Consider the following 20,917-nt stretch of genomic DNA (forward strand, 5'->3'; position numbering starts at 1 on the left):
GGTTTGCTTAGTCCGGAGTTTTAGGGTACAATCAGATTAGAATTATTCTAAACAAGCGAATCGCTTTACCGGGACGAGATTTCCGTAACTGCGGTCAGAGAGGTGAGGACCCATGTCGATAACGGAACAAATTGAGAAGATCAACCGGCAGATGATAAATAAAGGCTACAAGCTGACGCCGCAACGCGAGGCGACGCTTCGGGTGCTTCTGGAGAACGAGAAGGACCACTTGACGGCGGAAGACGTGTATATGCTGATCAAGCCGAATTATCCGAATATCGGGCTTGCGACGGTATACCGTTCCTTGGAGCTTCTCGCCGAGCTTCACGTCGTGGAGAAGGTCAACTTCGGAGACGGCGGGGCGAGGTTCGACCTTCGCAGCGACGATCAGCCGCACATGCACCATCATTTGATCTGCACGCGATGCGGGACGGTTGAAGAGATCAAGGAAGACTGGCTGCTGCCGATGGAGAACCGGATCGAGAAGGAGCTTGGCTTCCGCGTGACGGACCACCGCCTCGACTTCCATGGCATCTGCCGCGAATGCAATGCCAAGGAGAAGGCTAAGAAGGACAATGACGGAGATTGCGGCAAAGCGGTCTCGTAATCGGAGTTTGGCCCGAGTTCCCCTTTGGGGCTCGGGTTTTGCTATGATAGGGGTATGGAAAAAGGAGCACTCGGCATGGGCAAACATCGGGTAACGGAAACACGAAAGCTTTTTATTTTAGCGCTTATCGCTCTATTGGCTGTAGGAATGACCGCTTGTTCGAGCGGCAAGATCAAGGAAGGCTCCGCGTCGCCAGCGGCCTCTTCGCCGCTGACGACGCCTTCCGGTCAACAGGAAGAGGAGAGCGGCGAGCTGTTCGAATTGAAAGCGGAGAGCTTCGAGCAGACGCCGGAGGGAACGAAGCCGGATCCGCTGGCCGAGGATAGTCCGATTTACGTGGCGGAAGGAAGCCGGGAAGCCGGCATTCGGTTAACCTTAAGCCTGGACAAGCGGGGGGATTTTCTTCTTGCGACGGGCATAGGGGAGCTGAACAACGGCAATGGGGCATCGGTTCCTTTTGCGATCGATCAGACCTCCGTCATGCATTCGGATTCTCTTGGCGAAGGCAAAACGCTCGTATACGGGGGCTTGACCGTCAATGCCAAGGAGTCGAACCTGGTGTTCGTGCTCGGCTTCAGGTACGTTCCCGAGACGAAAGAGCTCGAGCTTCGTTTGGCGAACGGGGAGGGGCTTGTCGTATTCGGCCATGGGGAGACGCTGGACTCGAGCAAGACCCGGATCGAGGAGCTGGAATCGGGGCATCGTCCTCGCAACGCGGAATAGAAGCGGGACTGAAAGGAGCTTGACGGCTTCCGGGAAAGAAGCATATAATGGGAATAATTCCGAGTTTATAAATCGGATATATTCCGAGTTTCTGAGTTGGATATATAAGAGACGATAGCAAAGGAACGTGATCCCATATGGCCAAAGTAGTGATCCTGATCGGCAGCCCTTCGGCGAAATCCAGACTGAATGGAGTTGTCGACCGAATTGCCAGCCGCCTCGGAACGTCCGACTTGGAGGTGTCGGTCATCTCCGTGCGAGATCTTCCGGCGGAGGATCTTCTTCTCGCGAACTTCGGAAGCGAGGCGATCCAAGCCGCGAACAAGGTCGTCGCGGAAGCGGACGCTGTCGTTATCGCCACTCCCGTGTACAAAGCCTCCTTCCCCGGCGTGCTCAAGGCGTATATCGACTTGCTGCCCCAGAAGGGACTCGAGAACAAGATCGTCCTTCCGATCGCGATCGGCGGCACGATCGCGCATCTGCTCTCGATCGACTTCGCGATGAAGCCGGTGCTCTCGACGATGGCGCCCCGCAACATTCTCGCCGGCGTCTTCGTCATCGACAGCCAAGTGACCTGGAACGACGACGGAACCGCCACCCTCGCGGAAGAGATCGCGTCCCGCGTCGACGGGGCGATCGACCTTCTCGTGCAGGAGGTTCACTGGCAGACGAGCAAGGTTCAGGCTTAGAGTCGGGATAGGAATGACTTGGATAAGGTACGAACCCGCCGACGGCCTGCCAGTACATTTAACTGGCGGGCCGTCGTTGCGTTTGATGGGGGAGCCGCGAGAGGGTGCTGAAGCGGGAGATGCGCGGAAAAACCGTGCATCGGCGCAGCGGATAACAGAACGAGCGAAACTTTTCCCCGGGTTAAGCCCGCCTGCCGGAATCGCGAAGCTCCTTTTCCCCAATCCTTGCATCCTTCAACGCGGGGAAGCGTTCCTGCTTGTTAAAACGGTAGCTTTCGTTATAAACTAGATACCATGTTCCTCCACACCGACGGAGATGAGTAAAGGAGTTTGCGCAAGATGACCGTTCACAACAAAACGCGCCATTGCCAGATCGTGGATTGCACGATTCGCGACGGCGGACTTGTCAACAATTGGGATTTCAGCGTGGAGTTCGTTCAGGACCTGTACGAAGCGCTTAACGAAGCCGGCGTCGAATACATGGAGGTCGGCTACAAGAATTCCCCGAAGCTGCTGAAGGGTTCCGAGGACGCGGGTCCTTGGCGCTTTTTGAACGACGACTTCCTTCGCAAGGTAATCCCGGAAAAGAAGAAAACGAAGTTGTCGGCGCTTGTCGACGTGGGAAGAGTCGATCCGGACGACATCCTTCCGCGCAGCGAGTCGATGCTCGACCTGATTCGCGTCGCCTGCTACGCCCGTGATACGGAGAAGGCGATCGAGCTGGCCACGATGTTCCATGAGCGCGGCTACGAGACGACGATCAACATCATGGCCCTGTCCAACGTCATGGACAACGAATTGACCGAATCGCTCGCCCTGATCAGCGACAGCCCGATCGACGTCGTCTACATCGTCGACTCCTACGGCAGCCTGGATCCGGACGACTTCCGCTACCTGGTCGAGAAGTTCCGCCGCTCTCTTAAGCACAAGCGCCTTGGCGTTCATACCCATAACAACATGCAGCTGGCTCTCGCGAACACGCTGACGGCGGCCGAGATGGGCGTCGAGCTGCTCGACGCTTCCGTTTACGGAATGGGCCGCGCGGCGGGCAACTGCCATACGGAGCTGCTGCTGGCCAAGCTGGCGAAGGCGGAATACAATCTGCGTCCGCTGCTCGGCATGATCGAGAAGCACATGGTCACGCTCCGCGAGAAAGAAGAGTGGGGCTATCTCATTCCCTACATGGTGACGGGCGTGCTGGACGAGCATCCTCGTTCGGCAATGGCATGGCGCGCTTCCTCCGAGAAGGATGAGTACCTGAAGTTCTACGACAAGATGACGACTCCCGAGGTTTTTCCTAAGGGATAAACAGAACTGGCAAAATTTAACTAAGGCGGTTCCTGCGGGGGCCGTTTTTTCTTGTTTTCCTATAGAAAACCTCGACAATATAGGAAGAATGGGCTATCTTTTGAATACAGAATATTCGATCAGGCCTTGGAATGAATCACCGACCGAAGGAGATGGACATGAACCGCGAAGATAAAAAAATACTAACGAGACAACGCATCATGGAGTCGGCCGTACAGTTGTTCGAAGAGAGAGGATTTATGTCGACGTCCGTTCAGATGATCACGGATCGGGCCGAAGTGGCCAAAGGGACGTTCTTTAATTACTTCGCTTCCAAAGAAGACATGATTCTGGCGCTTCAATCGGATACGCTTATCAGCGTTATCGGAAGCAAGGTGGAGCCCGAGGGTCCCGTTCTGCCTAGTCTGTACGACGGCATTGTCGCTTACGCGAAAGAGTACCCGATGTTCAAATCGACGACGCGCGCGGTTCTTCAGGGGATGTTCGGAAGCCCCAAGATAGGGGACGTCCAGAGGAAGAGAAGCGAGAAATTCATCGAATTCCTGACTCCGATTCTGGAGAGGGGACAGAACAACGGGGAGATCGCATCGGATCGGTCCGCCAAGCAGATCGCCGCAATCGCGGTGGAAGCGTATTACGGCGTCCTCATGCTGTGGTCGCTCGATCTGGACGAGGTGCCCCTTCTCGAGAGGATGAAGTCGATCTACTCGGTCTTTATCGACGGAATTCGCGCCGGGACGCGTTCTCCGGATTCGCCCCTCGTTACGGACTCGATAAGTTAGGAGGAACGGGGAGCTCCAGGGACGTATCCGGCCAGCTCTCCGTGTCCGCGAACGGCAGCCGCCTTATGCTTCGGATTCGGGTGGAAATAGCCGCTTCCCTGCAGACTCCGGCCTCCGATCGTTACCGCCTCCACGGCAACGTCGATATCGACCGTATTGGCGAATCGGCTCAGCAATTCTTCGTCCGGAATTCCTTCCACATCGATGAACCAAGAACGCGTACCGTATTCGTCCATCACCATCAGCTTGGCGCTGTCGAACAAGATCGTCCATGCTTTCTCGTTCTGCGTCATTCGCAAGCTTGCCAAATCATAACTCTCCATGTAAGGGTTCAGCTCCTGTCGGGTCGATTTTGCGGGCTCGCGGCCGCGAGAGGTTATTGTTCGATTGTAGCCGCAGCAGACTTTGAATTGCAACCTATTCAAGCGGAAGCTTGCGAGCTTGAACCGGATTATCGGGATAAAACGAAGGCGGGTGGTGGCAAAATGAGGAGCTGGAGCACGCTGCCTCTTGGGGAGCGGGCGATTCTGCTGACCTGCCCGGATGCGTCTCCCTTGGGGAGCGGCAATAGGACGGCCGCGGCCGCGGGTCGGATCGCCGCCGCTAATCTGCCATGGGTGATAGAGACGGTGCCCGCTTATGACTCGATTGCGGTTTATTTGGACTTGAAGCTTCTGCTAGGGGGCATCCCGCTTACGGAATCGGAGGCGGAATCGATGATGGAGCGGGCGGCGGATCAGCTTGCCCGGCTTGCGGAGTCGGAGCGGGAGGAGACGGCAAAACCCGAACGGGAAGTGACGATCCCGGTCGTATACGGCGGAGAGTCTGGACCGGATCTCTTGTCCTCGGCGCAGCGCAGCGGCTTGACGGAGAGGCAGTTCATCGAGCGTCACTCTTCCGCTAGATACGAAGTGGCGATGATCGGCTTCACCCCGGGATTCCCGTATTTGCGCGGGTTGCCCGTCGAGCTGGCGCAGCCCCGACACGACAATCCGCGATTGCGGGTACCGGCAGGCTCGATCGGCATCGCGGGAGGTCAGACGGGCATCTATCCGGTCGCGTCGCCGGGCGGTTGGCGGCTTATCGGCCGCACGCCGATGCGGCTGTTCCGGCCGGAATCGGACGAGCCGTTCCCGATCCGTCCGGGCGATGCGGTGAGGTTCGTCCCGGTGGAATCGGAATCGGAAGTGGCTTGGCTCGATTCGAATAGGAATTCGGATTCGGATTCAAAGCACGGCGACAGAAAGGCTCGGCAAAGGGAGCCGGAAGGAGAGCCGTCTTTGGCCGTCCTTCGGCCCGGCCTGCAGACGACCGTTCAGGATCTGGGCCGGTCGGAGGGCTGGCAGGCGTTCGGCGTCTCCGCAGGCGGAGCGATGGACGCGGATTCGCTGCGCGTCGCGAACCGGTTGGTCGGCAATGAAGACGGCGCCGCCGGATTGGAGCTGACGCTGTCCGGCGGGGAATATCAGGTGCTACAGGATACTCTTATAGCGTTGACGGGCGCGGATCTCGGCGCGACGGTCGAGAGCGAAGGAAGGGTTGGGAGCGAGAGTGAAGCCGAGAGCTTGCCTTTGAATCGGCCCGTGCTTCTCCGTCAAGGATCGATCGTTCGATTCCGCGGCGCAGCGAGCGGCTGCAGAGCTTACTTAGCGGCGGCTGGCGGCATCGCGGTCGAGCCGATGCTAGGCAGCCGAAGCACCGATCTTCGCGCCGGAATCGGAGGGGTTGAGGGCCGTGCTCTTCGTACGGGAGACTTGCTTCGCTTGGGGAAGCCTTCCAAGGCGGCGGAAGTGTTGATCGGCAAGCTGCGGAAGGACGCTTCGCCGGAAGCGGCTTGGCACTCGGTAAACGAGCAAGCGTCGCCGGGCCATTCCAGCCCCAAGCCGACCGTCCTGAGGGTTCTGGAAGGCTCCGGGTGGCACCGGTTCTCGGAGGAGGCCCGCCGGGCTTTCTTCGAATCCGAATATAAGGTGGGGACGGAATCGGATCGGATGGGACTGCGATTGAGCGGAGCCGAGCTGACGGTATCCCGCAAGGAAGAGATCTTGTCCCACGGCGTTTGCGCGGGAGCCATCCAAGTGCCGGCGTCCGGTCAGCCGATCCTGCTGGCGCAGGGCTGCCAACCGACGGGCGGCTACCCGATCATCGCCCATGTGGCCGCTGCCGATCTGGGGATCGTCGCTCAGCTTCGTCCGGGCGACGTCGTCTCGTTCGAGGCGGTCGGCCTGGGGGAAGCGTTGAGCGTCTACCGGGAGAAGGAAGAGCGGCTTTCCAGGCTTGCGGCGGGAATTAAGCTGAAGTGGTTTTCGTAGAGACTGGGGGGAGAGAAGGATGGGCAATTCGGCATTTTCGCGTTCCATCGATCTGAACGTAGACGCGGGTGAGCAATTCGACGTCTCGCGAATGGAGAGCGATCGGCTCCTGCTCTCTTGCGTCAGCTCGGCCAATATCGCTTGCGGCTATCACGCGGGCAATGCCCAGGTGATGCGGCGCACGGTCGAATGGTGCGCGGAGCTTGGAGTCGCGGTCGGAGCGCATCCGGGCTTGCCGGACCCGCACGGCTTCGGCCGCAGGGAGATGGCGGTGACGGCCTCCGAGGTCGAAGCGGACGTCCTGTACCAGATCGGGGCGCTGAAAGCATTCGCTTCGGCGGCGGGAGTTCTTCTTGCGCACGTGAAGCCGCACGGCGCCCTCTATCATATGGCCTCCCGCCGCCGCGAGCTGGCGGAAGCGATCGTTCGCGCCGCCAAGGCGATCGATCCCGGGCTTGCGATCGTCGGCCCTTCCGGAAGCGAACTGCTGCTTGCCGCCACCGACGCCGGTCTTCGCACCGTCGAGGAAGGTTTCGTCGATCGGGCGTACATGTCCGACGGAAGCCTTGCTCCGCGTTCGATGCGAGGGGCGGTGCACGCGAACGAACGGGAAGCGATCGAGCAGGCTCTCGCGATCGTCGAGCGCAGGTCGGTGCGCGCATTGGATGGCGGCATGGCTGAGGTTAAGGCGCAAACGCTCTGCCTGCACGGGGACACGCCGGGAGCCGCCTCCTTCGCGGCCGCGCTGAAGCGCAGCTTGCAGGAGCGCGGTTATGCCGTTCGTTCTCCGCAATAGGCCTTTGAAGGGGGGAGAACCGTTGAGATTGTTCGTCTACGGGACTTTGCTGCCGGAATTCGAGACGCATCGTTATATCTCGCCCTATATTGTCGGAACGGCCTTTCCGGGTAGAGTAAGAGGCAGGCTAGTCGATGTCGGAGCTTACCCCGCGTTGATTCCCGCGAAAGGGTCGGAACCGCCTTCATCTCCTTCTCACGCTCCCTTTTCCTTCGTTCGAGGAATGTGGTTCGAGATTACCCGCGAGGGGCTCGCTCGGGCGGACGAGTACGAGGAGTTCTACGGGATCGAAGAGAGCAACGATTACGAACGGATCCGGATGACGGACGCGGATCGCCCCGACGTCTCGGGGTGGGTCTACGTCTGGACGGACGATCGCGGCTTCCCTCCGGCCGGAGTCGATTGGTGGCCGGATAAAACGAAGGATTAAGAAGGCCCAAGCGAGAGATCGCTGGGGCCTTTTTTAATGAAGAGGTTACATTTTGGCTAGACGCGCCGCAAATTCTTACAAGAGAGTAACCAGACTGCCCACATCCGACTATCGCCGCACAGATCCGCCAAAGAGAGTAACCAGACTGCCCACATTCGACTATCGCCGCACAGATCCGCCAAGAGAGTAACCAGACTGCCCACATCCGACTATCGCCGCACAGATCCGCCAAAGAGAGTAACCAGACTGCGCACATTCGACTATCGCCGCACAGATCCGCAAAAGAGAGTAACCAGACTGCGCACATTCGACTATCGCCGCACAGATTCGAGTGAAAGGGAACCTGAGAGGAGCGATTTGTCTTTTGAGAAGATCCCTCAGATGAGTCGTAGCTACCCAACTAAGCCTCTTGAGGCGAAAAGATCCCCCCGATTGAGTCGTGAGGACTCAATCGAGGCGCTAGGGCACCCAAGAACCCTGCCAGATGAGCCGCAGCTACTCAACTATGCCTCTTGGGATGAGGAAGATCCCCAATTGAGTCGTGAGGACTCAACTTCGGCTCTACTGCACCCAAGAACCCTGCCAGATGAGTCGTGGCTACCCAACTAAGCCTCTAGAATCTAAGAAGATCCCCCAGGATGAGTCGTGAGGACTCAACCTGGGGGATCCTGCACCCGGGCACCTTCCTTGATGAGTTGCCACAACCCATCCGCGAGTCTCGGAGGAACCGAACCTGAAGCTGCTTACTTCCCGACGGCCAGTTCCTGCCGGGCGAGGGAGGCAGCCTCCGTCATGTTCTTGAGCGCGGCGAGAGCTTCGGCTTCGCCGCGGGTCTTCAGGCCGCAGTCCGGGTTGACCCAGAGGCGCTCGGACGGCACGACGGCAAGCGCGGAGCGGATGACGCCCAGCATCTCCTGAGCGTCCGGAACGACCGGGCTGTGGATGTCGTAGACGCCGAGTCCGATGCCGTTCGCGTACGGCTCCTCACGGAGCGCTTCGACGAGGGCACCGTGGCTGCGGGACGTCTCGAGCGAGATGACGTCGGCATCCATCGCCTCGATGGCCGGAAGAATCTCGTGGAAGTCGCAGTAGCACATGTGCGTATGAATCTGCGTCTCGTTCTTGACGCCGCTCACGCTCATGCGGAATGCTCCGACCGCCCAGCCGAGATATTCCTTCCATTCGCCGCGGCGAAGAGGAGCGATCTCGCGCAGGGCGGGCTCGTCGACCTGGATCATGCCGATGCCGGCTTCTTCCAAGCGAAGCACTTCTACGTTCAAAGCGCGCGCGATCTGGAAGGCGATCTCGGATTTCGGCAGATCGTCGCGGCTGAACGACCAGGCGAGCATCGTGATCGGGCCGGTCAGCATGCCTTTGACCGGGCGCGAGGTCAGCGACTGCGCGTAGACCGTGTCGGCGACCGTCATGGCGCCGCGAGCCACTACGTCTCCGTAGATGACGGGAGGCTTCACGCAGCGGGAGCCGTACGATTGCACCCAGCCGTTGCCGGTGAAGTGGTAGCCGTCCAGCAGGTGGCCGAAGTGCTCGACCATGTCGGTACGCTCGAATTCGCCGTGAACGAGCACGTCGATGCCGAGTTCCTCCTGGCGCTTGATCCAGAGCTCCGTCTTCTCGCGGAGAATCTCTTCGTATTTCGCTTGGCCGATATGGCCTTTGCGCCAATCGACGCGGGCGCGGCGGATGTCGGCCGTCTGCGGCAGGCTTCCGATCGTCGTCGTCGGCAGCGGCGGGAGCTTGAACTTGTTCTGCTGCAGAACGCGGCGTTCTTCGAACGGAGCGCGTTCCGCGCGTACGGCCGCCGAGCTTGAGGCTTCCGCGCGATTCCGCGCCGGGTGAGCTTGCAGCGCGGCGAGCGCTTGACGGTTCTCTTCCAAGCGGGCGGATGCCTTGCCGGATTCCCACACCGACGCCAGGGCAACGAGCTCCTCCAGCTTCTCGTCCGCGAACGCGAACGAATGGCGCACGATCAGGTCGCCCGTCGTCTCCAGCTTGGAACTGACCGGTACGTGAAGAAGGCTGCAGGAAGGCTGGAGGATCAGCTTGCCGGGAGCGACGTTGGAGCCGAGGCTCTCCAGCTTGCCGAGAGCGGCATCCGGATCGACGCGCCAGATTCCTCTTCCGTCTACGATGCCGGCTCCAAGCGTTTTATCCGCCGGCCATCCCGAATTCTCGATAGCCTCTGCATTCGCGCCTCCGTCCCTCACGAAGTCCAGCCCGATTCCGTCCACCGGCAGCAGCTTTATTTTCTCCAGATGGGCAACAGGTCCGAAATACGTCTGCAGAAGCAGCTTGGCCGCAGGCGCCGCCGCTTTGATCTGCTCGTACACCGTTCGAAGCAGCTCGATATGCTCGGCGGGAACGTCGGTAACGAGGGAAGGCTCGTCGATCTGAATCCATTCCGCTCCGGCGTCAACCAGTTCCGATACCGCTTGGATATAGACGGGGACCAGCGCCAGCACTTTCTCGGCCAGCGCGCCGCCGGAGATTCCCTTCGACAAGCGAACGAACGTATATGGACCGATGAGCACCGGACGTCCGACGATGCCGAGCTCCCGCTTCGCCTCCAGGAAAGCCTCCAGCCAAGGGTTGCGAACCAGGGATGGAGTGCTGCTCGCCGTCCACTCCGGAACGAGATAGTGATAATTCGTGTCGAACCACTTCGTCATCTCGCAAGCGGGCGCCCCCGACGCGCCTCTCGCCATGGCGAAATACGCGTCGAGCGCATCTTGCGAAGCGAGGCCGGCGAAGCGGTCCGGAATAAGCCCGAAGGCCGCCGAATGATCCAGCATGCTGTCGTATAGGGTGAAGTCGCCGACCGGAATGTAGTCGATTCCGCTCGCTTGCAGACGCTTAAGCCGGCGAATCCGAAGCTCCTTCATCTGGGCGAGAAAGTCCTCGCGGTTCGTTTTGCCGCCCCAGTAGCTCTCGAGCAGAAGCTTCCATTCGCGTTTCTCTCCGATTCGCGGATAGCCGAGTGCGGCTGTTTTGACCTTTGCCATTGCTTGCCCACGCACCTTTCCCTTATCTTCCCGATCAACGGCTTGAATTTGGCAGAACCATAAATCTTGTATAAACCTTATCACGCGGCAAACCCTTATCGATAATTTCAAAAAATTATATCTAGATATAGCCATAAACTATAACAAATGAAGTCTTGTGTCCGAACGATTGGGAATCAGAAGCGAATCGAAGCGATTCGAGGCATTCGAAGCGATTCAAAGCTATGCAAAGCCGCAATCAATATGTGACATGTTTACGTCGAATCGTTCGTCGAACCCTTCTTGTGCTTTACGTTTAGTTGAACATGCCTGCCGTTTTGGTTACGATTAGTTAGTTGGATAAGTCGCGGTAGGAGGTTTTATATCATGCATGCTGTCCGAATCAAGAACGGGCAATCCTTTTTTTCTAAATACAAGACCATTCAATGGCTTCTATACGCGCTTCTGGCGGCTCTTCTCGCGTTCGGCTTTCTTCCGGGCCAAGCATCCGCCCACGCCGTGCTCGAGAAGGCGACGCCTTCGCAGGACGAGAAGCTGGAGACCGGCCCGAGCGTCGTAGAGCTTCTGTTCAACGAGCGGCTGGATTCCTCCTCGACGCCGAAGATCCTCGTGCTGAACAGCTCCTCGGAGAAAATAGCCGACGGCAAGGTCGAGAAATTCTCCGAAGGCAAAGGCATCCGGCTCGCTCTGCCGACCTTGAAGGAAGATCACTATACGGTCAGCTACGACGTCATCTCGGCGGACGGCCACCCGGTGACCGGGGCTTACGTGTTCACCGTGGGCAATCCTCCGCCTCTTCCCGATTCGAGCAGCTTGGACCCGCACGCCCAGGTCGGCCATGATCATTCGCACGGAGGAGAGGAGCAACTGACGGTGATGGGCTTCCTGCTCTACGCCTCCCGCATCGCCTATTACGCGGGCTTGCTCGGCCTGGCCGGACTGCTGCTCTGGAGCCTGCAGCGTTCCGCTTCGCCGGTCGTCAAGGAAGCTCGCGAGACGGTGACGCGCTTCGGCGGCAAGTTCGTTCTGTGCGCGACTCTTGTTTACGTGGTGCTGAGCATCAACAACCTGACGCAAGGGGAGCCGCTCTCCGAATGGTGGCGGGTTCTGTCGGAGACGACGGTCGGGAAGCTGTATTCCGCCAGCCTGCTGCTCGCGCTCGCGGCTCCTCTCGTGACGAGCCTGACCGCTCCGGGTCGCTTGTTCTGGGTGGCGGTCGCTCTGTTCGTCGAAGCGTGGAACGGCCACGCGGCCGCGTTCGATCCGCTCTCGTATTCGATCGTTCTGGATTACGCGCATTTGGTCGCGGCATCGCTATGGACGGGCGGGCTCGTGCTGCTCGCGCTGATCTGGCGGAAGGAACGTCCGGAGGCGGGAAGGTTTGCTCTGCTGTTCTCGAAGTGGGCGCTGATCTCGTTCCTCGTCTTATGGGTGACCGGCGTGCTCAGCACCTTGAATTTTCTCCCGTCGTGGAAGTACGTTCTGTATACGAATTGGGGCACGTGGCTGATCGTCAAGGCCGCGGTCTCCTTCCTGGTCGTCATCGTGGCCTTCTTCATTCGCTTAAGGCTTCGTAAGGGCAATCTCCCGCAGCAAAGCCTGCTGTGGTCGGATATCGGGCTGCTGTCCGCGATCGTCGTCGTCGTCGGCATCCTGACTTACCAGAATCCGTTGCCGGCGAACGAAGCGCTCCACTATCACGATATGGGCGAGGACATGCACGTCACGCTCCGAATTTCCCCGAACGCGCCGGGCGACAATTCGATCCAGCTGAAGGTGTGGCTGCCGGAATCGCTGGGACAACCGAAGTCCACGGTGCTTCGCCTGCAGCCGATCGACCGCGAGGACGTGGCTTATATCGACGTACCTCTGGAGCCTTACGAGGACCAAGAGCTCGACGATTTTCCCGGTTTCGTGAAAGCGGCTTACGAGGCGCAAGGGCCTTATCTGCCGTTCGCCGGGAAGTGGCAGGCGCAGATACGAGTTATGGACTCCGAAGACAACGAGCTGGTGAGAGAGACGACGTTCCGCATTTACTGACCGGGCAAGGAGGGAAGTCCCATTGAGCGATCAGAAAATCAAATGGCTCATCCTGCTCATCCCGACGCTTACGATCGGCTTGTGGGAATATATTCGGCACGCGTTCCTGCTGCCGTACTTGTCGATGGATCTGGGGAATTTCCTGGCGCCGTTCATCGTGCTCGCCGTCACGCTGACGCTCGTCCTCGGCTTGTTCCGGCGGCTGGAGCAGTCGCAGAAGGCGCTTCGGGGCCAACAGGCCGCCACGGCCGCTCTCGAGGAGCGGGAGAGCCTGGCCCGGGAGCTGCACGACGGGATCGCCCAATCGCTGTTCCTGCTCGCGGTCAAGCTGGATCAGCTGGACCGGGCGGCGAAGGACGACGCGGTGAGGGAGCTTGCCGGGCAGCTGCGCGAGACCGTTCGGGTCATCCATGACGACGTACGGCAGGCGATCGCGAACCTGCAGCAGCCGCCTTCCCCGGCAGGGGACGCCTGGGTGGTGCCGCTGCGCGAGCTTCTGGGCGACACGGCGGGCGTCATCGAGGCGAAGGCGGAGTTCCGCTGGAGCATTCCGGAGAGCAGCCTGACCGGGAAGGAGAAGGTGGAGCTGCATGCCTGCCTCCGCGAGGCGCTCATCAACGTGCGCAAGCACGCCCGGGCGAGCGAGGTGCTCGTCGTCGGCGAGACGGTGGATGGCGGCGGCTTCCGCTGCTCGGTGGAGGATAACGGAGTGGGCTTCGTCGGCGATCCGATGAAGGCGAAGGACCGATTCGGGCTGAAAATGGTCCGCGAGCGAGCCGGCAAAATGGGTTGGACCTTCGCGGCGGAGAGGCGAGGAGAGCGGACGGTAGTGGAGCTGAGAAAGGCGGGTGCTGGAGCATGACCGAAGCGTTTCGGGTCCTGATCGTCGACGATAATAAACACGCGCGCCAGGGAATGAGGGAGATCGTCTCCGAAGGGGGCGAATTCGTCGTCGCCGGCGAGGCGGCAAGCGGGGAGCAGGCGCTGGAGCTCATGGAGCGGGCGAACCCCGACATCGTGCTGATGGACGTTCAGATGCCGGGGATGGGAGGACTGGAGGCGGCCAAGGCGATCAAGGGCGCTTATCCGCCCGCGAAGATCGTCATGGTCACCGTCTCCGACGATCCCGCGCATTTATTCGAGGCTTTGAAGAAGGGGGCCCAAGGCTTCCTGCTCAAGAACCTCAATCCTTCGTCCTGGAGGGAATACCTCCGGGCCATCGCTTACGACGAGGCGCCGCTGAACCCGGAGCTGGCGTTGTCCATCCTGAGGGAGTTCGCCGGAAGGACTCGCCGGGAAGCGCCGACGGAAACGAATCAAGGCCAAGCCCAAGCGCGCGTTTCGGAGGAGGACGGTTACCGGGAGCAATTGACCGCGAGAGAAAAGGAGATCCTCCAGGAGGTCGCCCGCGGGCAGACGAACCGGGAGGTGGCGGCGGTGCTCGAGCTGTCCGAGCACACGGTCAAAAACCACCTCAAGAACATTTTGCAGAAGCTCCATCTCGACAACCGGGTCCAGCTAACGAGGTATGCGTACGAGCGGGGGCTGGTCCATTCGCGGGAGAGCGTCGACTAAATCGTCACAAATTTGTTGCGGGGAATAGCCCTTTGTAGTCATGTCCGTCCCCTTGCCCGATTCTATACTTGAGGTATTCGATAAATCCCGAGGGGATCAAGAAAGGTTGAGTCGTAAATGAAAAAAAGCGTATCTGTTCTGCTGGCTCTCTTCCTCGCGTTCGGTTTCGCGAGCGTCGCGAGCGCGCACGTCACGGTCCTGCCGAGCTCGGTGCCGGCGGGCTCCTACCAGGTGTTCACGCTGCGCGTGCCGACGGAATCGGACACTCTGTCGACGACGCAGGTGAAGGTTGAAGTCCCCGACGCGGTAGACGTGTCCCGCTTCGAGCCGAAGGCCGGCTGGACGTACGAGACGGAGAAGAATGCCGACGGCAAGATCACGTCCTTCACTTGGAAAGCGGAGGAAGGGAGCGGCCTCGGAGGCACCGAATTCGGCCAGTTCAACTTCCAGGGCAAGGTGGCCGACGACGCGGCCGAGCTGAGCTGGAAAGCCTACCAGACCTACTCCGACGGAAGCGTGGTCGAGTGGACGGGAGCGCCCGATGCGGATAAGCCGGCTTCGGTAACGGCCGTTACGGCTAAAGTAGAAGGCGACGATCACGGGCACGGAGCCTCTACAACCGGAGGTGCGACCGCTGACGAGTCTAGCGACAACGACGGCCTGTCTCTCGGTCTCGGCATCGCCGGCGTCGTGCTGGGCGCCCTGGCGCTCATCGTCGCGCTGGCCCGCCGCCGCAAAGCTTAAGGGAATGAACGAAAGCGCCGAACTCGCGTCTGATGACGTTGGGTTCGGCGCTTTTTTAATTAAAGAAGCGCGGCGAGAGGGAGAGCCCTCTGCGCCGCGCTGCGTTTGCCGTTTCTTATGTCGGAAGCTTATTCCTCGTAAATCTTCGTCAGCAGAGCCCCCAGTTCTTGAAGAGCTTCCGCTTCCCGTTCGCCGTCGACCTCCAGCGTCACCTCGTCCCCTTGCTTCAGGCCGAGGGACAGCAAGCCGAGGGAGCTCTTGGCGTTGATCTTCTTCGTTCCCTTGATCAAGCTCACCTTGCAAGGGTATTGGGTCGCCGTATGAACGAAAACCTTCGTCGGGCGCGCATGGAATCCGGACGGATGAATGACGGTGTAGGTTTGGGTTAACATTTAGTCAAATCTCCTTTTGTCTTCAACGAATTGTTTGACTTCTTCCTGAGACCCCATCGCCAGCGCTTCTTCGGCGAAGGCGGCCCATTCCCGCTTGGACAGCTGGCCGACCAGCTCGCGCGCGGGGAGCACGGAACCGGCGCTCATGCTGAATTCGTTCAATCCCATGCCGAGCAGCAAGGGAATGGCCGTCGGGTCGCCGGCCATCTCGCCGCACATCCCCGTCCACTTGCCGGCCCGGTTAGCTGCCCGGATGACCATGCCGATCAGGCGCAGAATGGAGGGGTGGTAGGGCTGGTACAGGTAGGCGACCGCTTCGTTCATGCGGTCCGCCGCCATCGTGTACTGGATCAGGTCATTGGTGCCGATGCTGAAGAAGTCGACTTCCTTGGCGAAGGAGTCCGCGTTCAGAGCTGCGGCCGGAATCTCGATCATCATGCCGACCTCGATCGAGTCGGACACGGGGGTGCCTTCCCGCAGCAGCTTCTCGCGCTCTTCCTCCATAATGCGCTTCGCTTCCCGCAGCTCGCTCAGCACCGCTATCATCGGGAACATGACGTTCAGCTTCCCGGCCGTGCTGGCCCGAAGCAAAGCCCGCAGCTGAGTGCGGAACAAGTCCTGGCGGTCCAGGCAAAGCCGAAGCGCGCGAAGGCCGAGGAACGGATTGCTCTCCTTCGGCAGCTCGAGGTAAGGAAGCTCCTTATCTCCGCCGATGTCAAGCGTCCGGATGACGACGCGTTTGCCGTTCATTTTCTCCAACACGTGCTTATAGATCCGGTATTGCTCTTCTTCCGACGGAAATGAGCTGCGACCCATGTACAGGAATTCGGTGCGGAACAGGCCGACGCCGTCGGCGCCGTTCTCCAGCACCTTCGCCAGATCCTCGACGCTGCCGATATTGGCGGCCAGCTCGAGACGGACTCCGTCCGCCGACACGGAAGGCTGCCCGGAGAGCTGTTTCAGCTTCGCCCGGCGCTCCTCGTATGCGGCTTTCTTGCCGCGGTACTCCCGAAGCTCCTCCTCGCTCGGATCGACGATCAGCTTGCCTTCCGCGGCGTCGAGGATGACGACGGTTCCGGTAGGGATCGAAGCGGCTTCGGCCCCGATTCCGACGATCGCCGGAAGCTCCAGTGAGCGCGCCATGATCGCCGAATGGGACGTCCGGCTTCCGACGGCCGTGGCGAAGCCGAGCGCGTATTCCAAATCCAACTGAGCGGTATCGGACGGAGTCAGATCCTCCGCGATCACCACGGATTCCTCGGAGAGGCCGGAGAGCGAAGCGTAGGGTTGGCCGATCAGGTGGCCCATCACCCGGCCGGATACGTCCTTGACGTCGGCCGCGCGCTCCCGGAGCAGCTCGTCTTCCATCTCCTGCAGCATGTCGACGACCGCATTCGTCACTTCGTACAGCGCGTATTCGGCGTTGATTTTCTCTTCCGCGATTTTGTCCAGCGTGACGTCCACGAGATCCGGGTCCTCCAGCAGCATCAGGTGAGCTTCGAAAATCTCGGCCTTCTGCGCTCCCAACCGCCGTTCCGTCTGCGCCCGAATCTCCTCGATCTCGCCTTGCGCCAGCCGAACGGCCTCGCGGAAGCGCGCGGCTTCGGCTTCCGTCTCCGAGTCCGCGATCGTCTTCCTCTCGGGGGTGGGAGCGGCATGGCCGAACCGGAACGCCTTGGCGATGGCGATGCCCGGCGAAGCCGCGATGCCTGTCAGTATTTTAGCCATAAAGGTCTGTCCTTTCTATTCTGTCATTGGGAAGATAGAGCGGCCTCCAATGATTCGTACTGATCCATAATCGACCGGAACACGGCATGGTCCTTGGGTATGGACGTAATCTTAGCCACCGCCTCGCCGGCTCCGAGCGCCCGAATGTCCTGCTGAAGGGCGACGGATTCCGGATCCTCGGGCTCGTCGAAGAAGAGCGCGGCGGCGATTACTCTCGCTAGCTGCTTCGGAGAGACGCCGAGTTCGTAGGCCTGCAGCGCCGGCTTCACCAGGCGATCGTTCGGGGACAGCTTGCGAATCGGCGAGCGGCCTACGCGCGACACCTCGTCCGTCAGGTGAGGATTGCGGAAACGGCCGATGATCTTGCGGATATAAGCGTCGTGCTCCGCTTGGTCGAAGCCGTACCGCTTTACCAGGACCGCGCCCGTCTCGTCCAGCGTCGCCTTCACTTCGGCGACGATGCTCTCGTCGGCCATCGCCTGCTGAATCGTCTCGCAGCCCTTCAGGTTGCCGAGGTAGGCGGCGGCGCAGTGGCCCGTGTTGACGGTGAACAGCTTGCGTTCGATATAAGGAGTCAGGTTGTCGACGTAATGAACGCCCTCGATCAGCTTGTAGCCCTTGGGCAAGGCCGAGGAATCGACCACCCATTCGTAGAACGGCTCGACCGTTACGGCGAGCGGATTGTCATGGCGCTGGATCGGAACGATCCGGTCCACCGCGGCGTCCGGGAAGGAGACCAGCTCGTCGGCCTTCGTCTTGGCCGATTCGTTCAGATGGCCGTAAACGTGCTCCTTCAGCTGCGTGCTCCCGCCGATCGCGTTCTCGCAGGCGATGACCGTCAGCGGCCTTCCGGATCCGGCGATCCGCTTCTCGATTCCTCTGGCGATGCCCGAGGCGATATGCCTAAGAACGTTCACGCCGACGGCCGTCGTAACCAAATCGGCTTCCGCCACGGCGGAGGCGACGGCGTCCGCATCGGTGCCGTCGATCGCGGTCACGCCGGTCACGCGGAACTGCCGCTTCTCGTCTTCGGCCAGCGTGACGGTATATTCGCCGCGCTTGCGCAATTCGTCGACCAGCGTCCGGTTCACGTCCGAGAACGTCACTTCATATCCCGCTCGGGACAGCAGCAATCCGATGAATCCCCGTCCGATGTTCCCCGCTCCGAAATGTAAGGCCTTCATCAGGAATCCATCCCGTTCTCGAAGATGGCGATCAATTCCTCCGGAGAAGAGGCTTTCAATATCCGCTCCATATTGTCGTCATCCGAGCAGATCATCGCCACGTTGGTCAGAATATCCAGATGGTCGTCGCCGACCGCCGCGATTCCGATGACCAAATGGGCGATATCGCCTCCGCCGAAGTCCGCGCCCTCCGGAATTTGCACGATGGACAGGCCGGTCGACTTGATCGTTCCCTTGGACTCGTTCGTTCCGTGCGGGATGGCCAGTCCGCCGCCCATGAACGTGGACAGGGAGTTCTCGCGCTCGATCATGCTGTCGACGTAACCGGGATCCGCATGGCCCGCTTGGACGAGGAGCTCGCCGGCGATTCGGATCGCCTCGTATTTGTCTTGAACCTTCGCGTTCAGTTTCACTTTATCGGTGGATAAGATAGTCATTGCCCAATCACTCGCTTTCGGTAATCGATCTAAAGTAGTCTTTCAGGTTGGCTGTCATGAATGAGCGGATAGCCGCCTCATCGCCTTCTTCCAGAAGCTCGATCATCCGGCCGTCCAGAAGCATGGCGCTGATCTCGCTCAGCACCTCCAGACCTTCCTTCGTCAAGGACTGCGGGGCGAGCATCAGCAGGAACCGGCTAAGCCGGGAACGGGGCTCCGCATCCATAGGGATCGGGTCCTCCAAAATATATAGCGACAAGGACGATTGGCCGATGTCCGCGCTGCGGGTATGGAACAAGGCCAGCGAGGTGCCGGGCAGCATCTGGCTGCCGTGCCGCTCTCTTTCCAGCAGCCGCTCCACGATTCGAGCGGGACTGCCCGTCAGCGCGCCCGCAGCTTGCTCGCGGCGGCAGGCTTCCTCCAGAACGTCGGCCAGTCCTCCGCCGCGCACCCGAAGGCGGATCGCCCGGAACCGGCCGACGAGGCGCATAATTTCGTCAAGCGTCGTTTTCAGGCTCTGCAGCTTCGCGAAACCGTCCGGAGAGACCGCCGTCGGCTCTTCCTTGAATGCGTCCCCGGAGCGCTCCGGAGCAAGCGTCGTGCCCTGGATGAACGAGCGGAGCCGGTCCGCCTCTTCGGGGGACAGCAGCGGACTCACTTTAATGTACTGCGTCGGATTCAACGGGAGCTCGATGGTGGAGACGACGAGATCATAGGACTCCTTAGGGAGCCTAGATGCTTCGTACCAAGAGACGCTATCGACGATCTCAAGCTGCGGCAGCTCCTTCTGCAGCCTGGATTGCAGCATCTTCGAGGAACCGATCCCGCTCGTGCAGACGACGATGGCGCGAACGGGCCGCTGAAGCTGCTTGAGCTTCTCCAGCGAAGCTCCGAAGTGCATGACCAGGAATCCGATTTCTTCGTCGGGCACCTTCAACCGGGACAGCGTGCGATTGACCTCTTCCCGAACCGTCCGGAACAGGCCTCCGTAGTTCTTCTGGATCTGGGCCAGCAGAGGGTTCCGAATGCGCTGGCCCTCTTCCAGCCTCTGGATCGCCAGCTTCAGGTGGGAGAACAGGCCGTCTCGCAAGGAGCGGTCCTGGGAGAATTCGGCGCCCGTCGCGGCCTGCATGGATTCGATCAGCGAACGGACGGTCTCCGCCAGAGTAAGATCGTCTCCCTGGAGCAATTCCTCGTCCGACTGGCGGATGCGTCTTAGCAGATCGACCATATAACGGATCTCGGGGCGGGGCAAATCGATTCCCGCACGTTCCGACAGCCGGCCGACGAGTCCGAGCGCTTCTTCTTCCTCCCGCCCGTCGGGCAATCGCCCGGCTTCCTTTTCCCTCGCGGGATCGATCTCGACCTTCTTCTTCGAACGGATACGTCGAAGCGCGATGCTAAGGCGAATGAGCAGATCGGTATAGGCGTGCTCGCTTAACTCCACGTCCGCGTTGTCCATCCAGCTCCAGAGGACCGTTTCGACGGCGGCCATCTCCGACTTGCCCGCGAGCTCGAACAGCTCCCGGTCCAGCGGATGGGGCGGCGGGTCCAGCCCGCCTGCCGTCAGCTCGGCATCGTCCAGCCTTCGCTTGGTGAGCTGGCGGATCGTTTCCCGAAACCGCTCTTCCGAGCCCTCCAGCTCGATGCCGTAGCCTCTCTTGCGTATGATCCGGATGCCGAACCGGCCTATCCAAGCTTCCAGTTCGTCCAGATCGCCGACCACGGTCGGCACCGCGACGTTCAGCTCGCTCGCGAGCGCGAACAGCTTGACGGGCTCGTTGTTCTCCAGCAGGGAACAGAGCAGATACATCTGCCTCTCGTCCGGGGAGAAGGCGATCGCCTCCGAAGCGGAGACGGTTCGAAGGAGCTTCTCGAGATCGGCCGGATCGGCTCGAAGACGGATGCCCGAGCCCGACTTGCGCTGCAGCTCCACGCCTTGCCCCGCCAACCATTCCTCGAGGGCCGCCAGCTCCCGGTGAACGGTTCGCGAGCTCGCCTGCACGGCGGCGGCCATCTCGGCGGCGGTAAGATCCCGCTCGCTGCGGAGCAGAAGCTCCAGAATCCGTTGAGTTCGACTAGACATGATCACGGGCATGCCCCCATAACGACAGAATAGCGCTAACGCCGGATATTTATCCCCGGCGTTA

Annotated in this window: 19 protein-coding genes; 12 read left to right on the forward strand and 7 right to left on the reverse strand. The window is 60.3% G+C overall.

Annotation, left to right across the window (positions count from 1 at the left end):
* Positions 1-112 precede the first annotated feature (112 nt).
* The 5 genes from fur (at position 113) to H7B67_RS06085 (ending at position 4,109) form a co-directional block, all read left to right on the forward strand.
* Complete coding sequence (gene fur, locus H7B67_RS06065) at positions 113-607, forward strand: ferric iron uptake transcriptional regulator (protein ID WP_221468678.1); 495 nt, start codon at positions 113-115, stop codon at positions 605-607.
* A 75-nt stretch (positions 608-682) separates the two neighbouring features.
* Positions 683-1,330 (forward strand): hypothetical protein, encoded by a 648-nt coding sequence (locus H7B67_RS06070; RefSeq protein WP_185118895.1) that lies wholly within the window; start codon positions 683-685, stop codon positions 1,328-1,330.
* A 137-nt stretch (positions 1,331-1,467) separates the two neighbouring features.
* Entirely contained in the window at positions 1,468-2,019 is a 552-nt protein-coding gene (gene ssuE / locus H7B67_RS06075) for an NADPH-dependent FMN reductase (RefSeq protein WP_185118896.1), read from the forward strand.
* Between the two features lie 339 nt (positions 2,020-2,358).
* A complete protein-coding gene (locus tag H7B67_RS06080) occupies positions 2,359-3,327 on the forward strand; it encodes an aldolase catalytic domain-containing protein (RefSeq protein WP_185118897.1) in 969 nt (322 codons plus the stop codon).
* 158 nt (positions 3,328-3,485) lie between these two features.
* A complete protein-coding gene (locus tag H7B67_RS06085; RefSeq protein WP_185118898.1) occupies positions 3,486-4,109 on the forward strand; it encodes a TetR/AcrR family transcriptional regulator in 624 nt (207 codons plus the stop codon).
* On the opposite strand, the gene H7B67_RS06090 is transcribed toward H7B67_RS06085, so the two are convergent.
* Positions 4,106-4,432 (reverse strand): hypothetical protein, encoded by a 327-nt coding sequence (locus tag H7B67_RS06090; protein WP_185118899.1) that lies wholly within the window; start codon positions 4,430-4,432, stop codon positions 4,106-4,108. The genes H7B67_RS06085 and H7B67_RS06090 overlap by 4 nt on opposite strands.
* Positions 4,433-4,519: 87 nt before the next feature.
* Here H7B67_RS06090 and pxpB point away from each other — a divergent pair, with 87 nt between their 5' ends.
* The 3 genes from pxpB to H7B67_RS06105 are packed head-to-tail and all read left to right on the forward strand — an operon-like array spanning position 4,520 to position 7,647.
* Positions 4,520-6,421: a 5-oxoprolinase subunit PxpB gene (gene pxpB, locus H7B67_RS30635; RefSeq protein ID WP_209649215.1), complete on the forward strand. Its 1,902-nt coding sequence runs from the start codon at positions 4,520-4,522 to the stop codon at positions 6,419-6,421.
* A gap of 19 nt (positions 6,422-6,440) precedes the next feature.
* The gene (locus H7B67_RS06100; RefSeq protein ID WP_185118900.1) at positions 6,441-7,217 is read left to right on the forward strand and encodes a 5-oxoprolinase subunit PxpA; all 777 of its coding nucleotides are present in this window, start codon (positions 6,441-6,443) and stop codon (positions 7,215-7,217) included.
* 22 nt (positions 7,218-7,239) lie between these two features.
* Positions 7,240-7,647, forward strand: a complete 408-nt coding sequence (locus H7B67_RS06105) for a gamma-glutamylcyclotransferase family protein (RefSeq protein ID WP_245363966.1) — start codon at positions 7,240-7,242, stop codon at positions 7,645-7,647.
* 743 nt (positions 7,648-8,390) lie between these two features.
* Here H7B67_RS06105 and metE read toward each other — a convergent pair.
* Positions 8,391-10,667, reverse strand: a complete 2,277-nt coding sequence (gene metE / locus H7B67_RS06110; protein ID WP_185118902.1) for a 5-methyltetrahydropteroyltriglutamate--homocysteine S-methyltransferase — start codon at positions 10,665-10,667, stop codon at positions 8,391-8,393.
* A 366-nt stretch (positions 10,668-11,033) separates the two neighbouring features.
* On the opposite strand from metE, the gene H7B67_RS06115 reads away from it, so the two are divergent.
* The 4 genes from H7B67_RS06115 (at position 11,034) to H7B67_RS06130 (ending at position 15,026) form a co-directional block, all read left to right on the forward strand.
* The gene (locus H7B67_RS06115) at positions 11,034-12,707 is read left to right on the forward strand and encodes a copper resistance CopC/CopD family protein (protein WP_185118903.1); all 1,674 of its coding nucleotides are present in this window, start codon (positions 11,034-11,036) and stop codon (positions 12,705-12,707) included.
* Positions 12,708-12,729: 22 nt separating this feature from the next.
* Positions 12,730-13,569: a sensor histidine kinase gene (locus H7B67_RS06120; protein ID WP_185118904.1), complete on the forward strand. Its 840-nt coding sequence runs from the start codon at positions 12,730-12,732 to the stop codon at positions 13,567-13,569.
* Positions 13,566-14,282 (forward strand): response regulator, encoded by a 717-nt coding sequence (locus H7B67_RS06125; protein ID WP_185118905.1) that lies wholly within the window; start codon positions 13,566-13,568, stop codon positions 14,280-14,282. The genes H7B67_RS06120 and H7B67_RS06125 overlap by 4 nt, the downstream gene beginning before the upstream one ends.
* 117 nt (positions 14,283-14,399) lie before the next feature.
* Positions 14,400-15,026, forward strand: a complete 627-nt coding sequence (locus tag H7B67_RS06130; RefSeq protein ID WP_185118906.1) for a YcnI family copper-binding membrane protein — start codon at positions 14,400-14,402, stop codon at positions 15,024-15,026.
* Positions 15,027-15,154: 128 nt separating this feature from the next.
* On the opposite strand, the gene H7B67_RS06135 is transcribed toward H7B67_RS06130, so the two are convergent.
* The 5 genes from H7B67_RS06135 to H7B67_RS06155 are packed head-to-tail and all read right to left on the reverse strand — an operon-like array spanning position 15,155 to position 20,853.
* On the reverse strand, positions 15,155-15,418 hold the full coding sequence (locus H7B67_RS06135; protein WP_185118907.1) for an HPr family phosphocarrier protein: 264 nt from the start codon (positions 15,416-15,418) through the stop codon (positions 15,155-15,157).
* Complete coding sequence (ptsP, locus tag H7B67_RS06140) at positions 15,419-17,146, reverse strand: phosphoenolpyruvate--protein phosphotransferase (protein ID WP_185118908.1); 1,728 nt, start codon at positions 17,144-17,146, stop codon at positions 15,419-15,421. It lies immediately after the preceding gene.
* Between the two features lie 23 nt (positions 17,147-17,169).
* The gene (locus tag H7B67_RS06145) at positions 17,170-18,330 is read right to left on the reverse strand and encodes a mannitol-1-phosphate 5-dehydrogenase (RefSeq protein ID WP_185118909.1); all 1,161 of its coding nucleotides are present in this window, start codon (positions 18,328-18,330) and stop codon (positions 17,170-17,172) included.
* Positions 18,330-18,767 carry a PTS mannitol transporter subunit IIA gene (locus H7B67_RS06150; RefSeq protein ID WP_185118910.1) on the reverse strand — a complete coding sequence of 146 codons (438 nt, stop codon included), beginning with the start codon at positions 18,765-18,767 and terminating at the stop codon, positions 18,330-18,332. Before H7B67_RS06150 ends, H7B67_RS06145 begins: the two co-directional genes overlap by 1 nt.
* Positions 18,768-18,774: 7 nt before the next feature.
* Entirely contained in the window at positions 18,775-20,853 is a 2,079-nt protein-coding gene (locus H7B67_RS06155; RefSeq protein ID WP_185118911.1) for a BglG family transcription antiterminator, read from the reverse strand.
* Positions 20,854-20,917 lie beyond the last annotated feature (64 nt).

It is taken from the genome of Cohnella thailandensis (genome assembly GCF_014212135.1).
In the GTDB taxonomy this organism is placed as follows: Bacteria; Bacillota; Bacilli; order Paenibacillales; family Paenibacillaceae; genus Cohnella; species Cohnella thailandensis.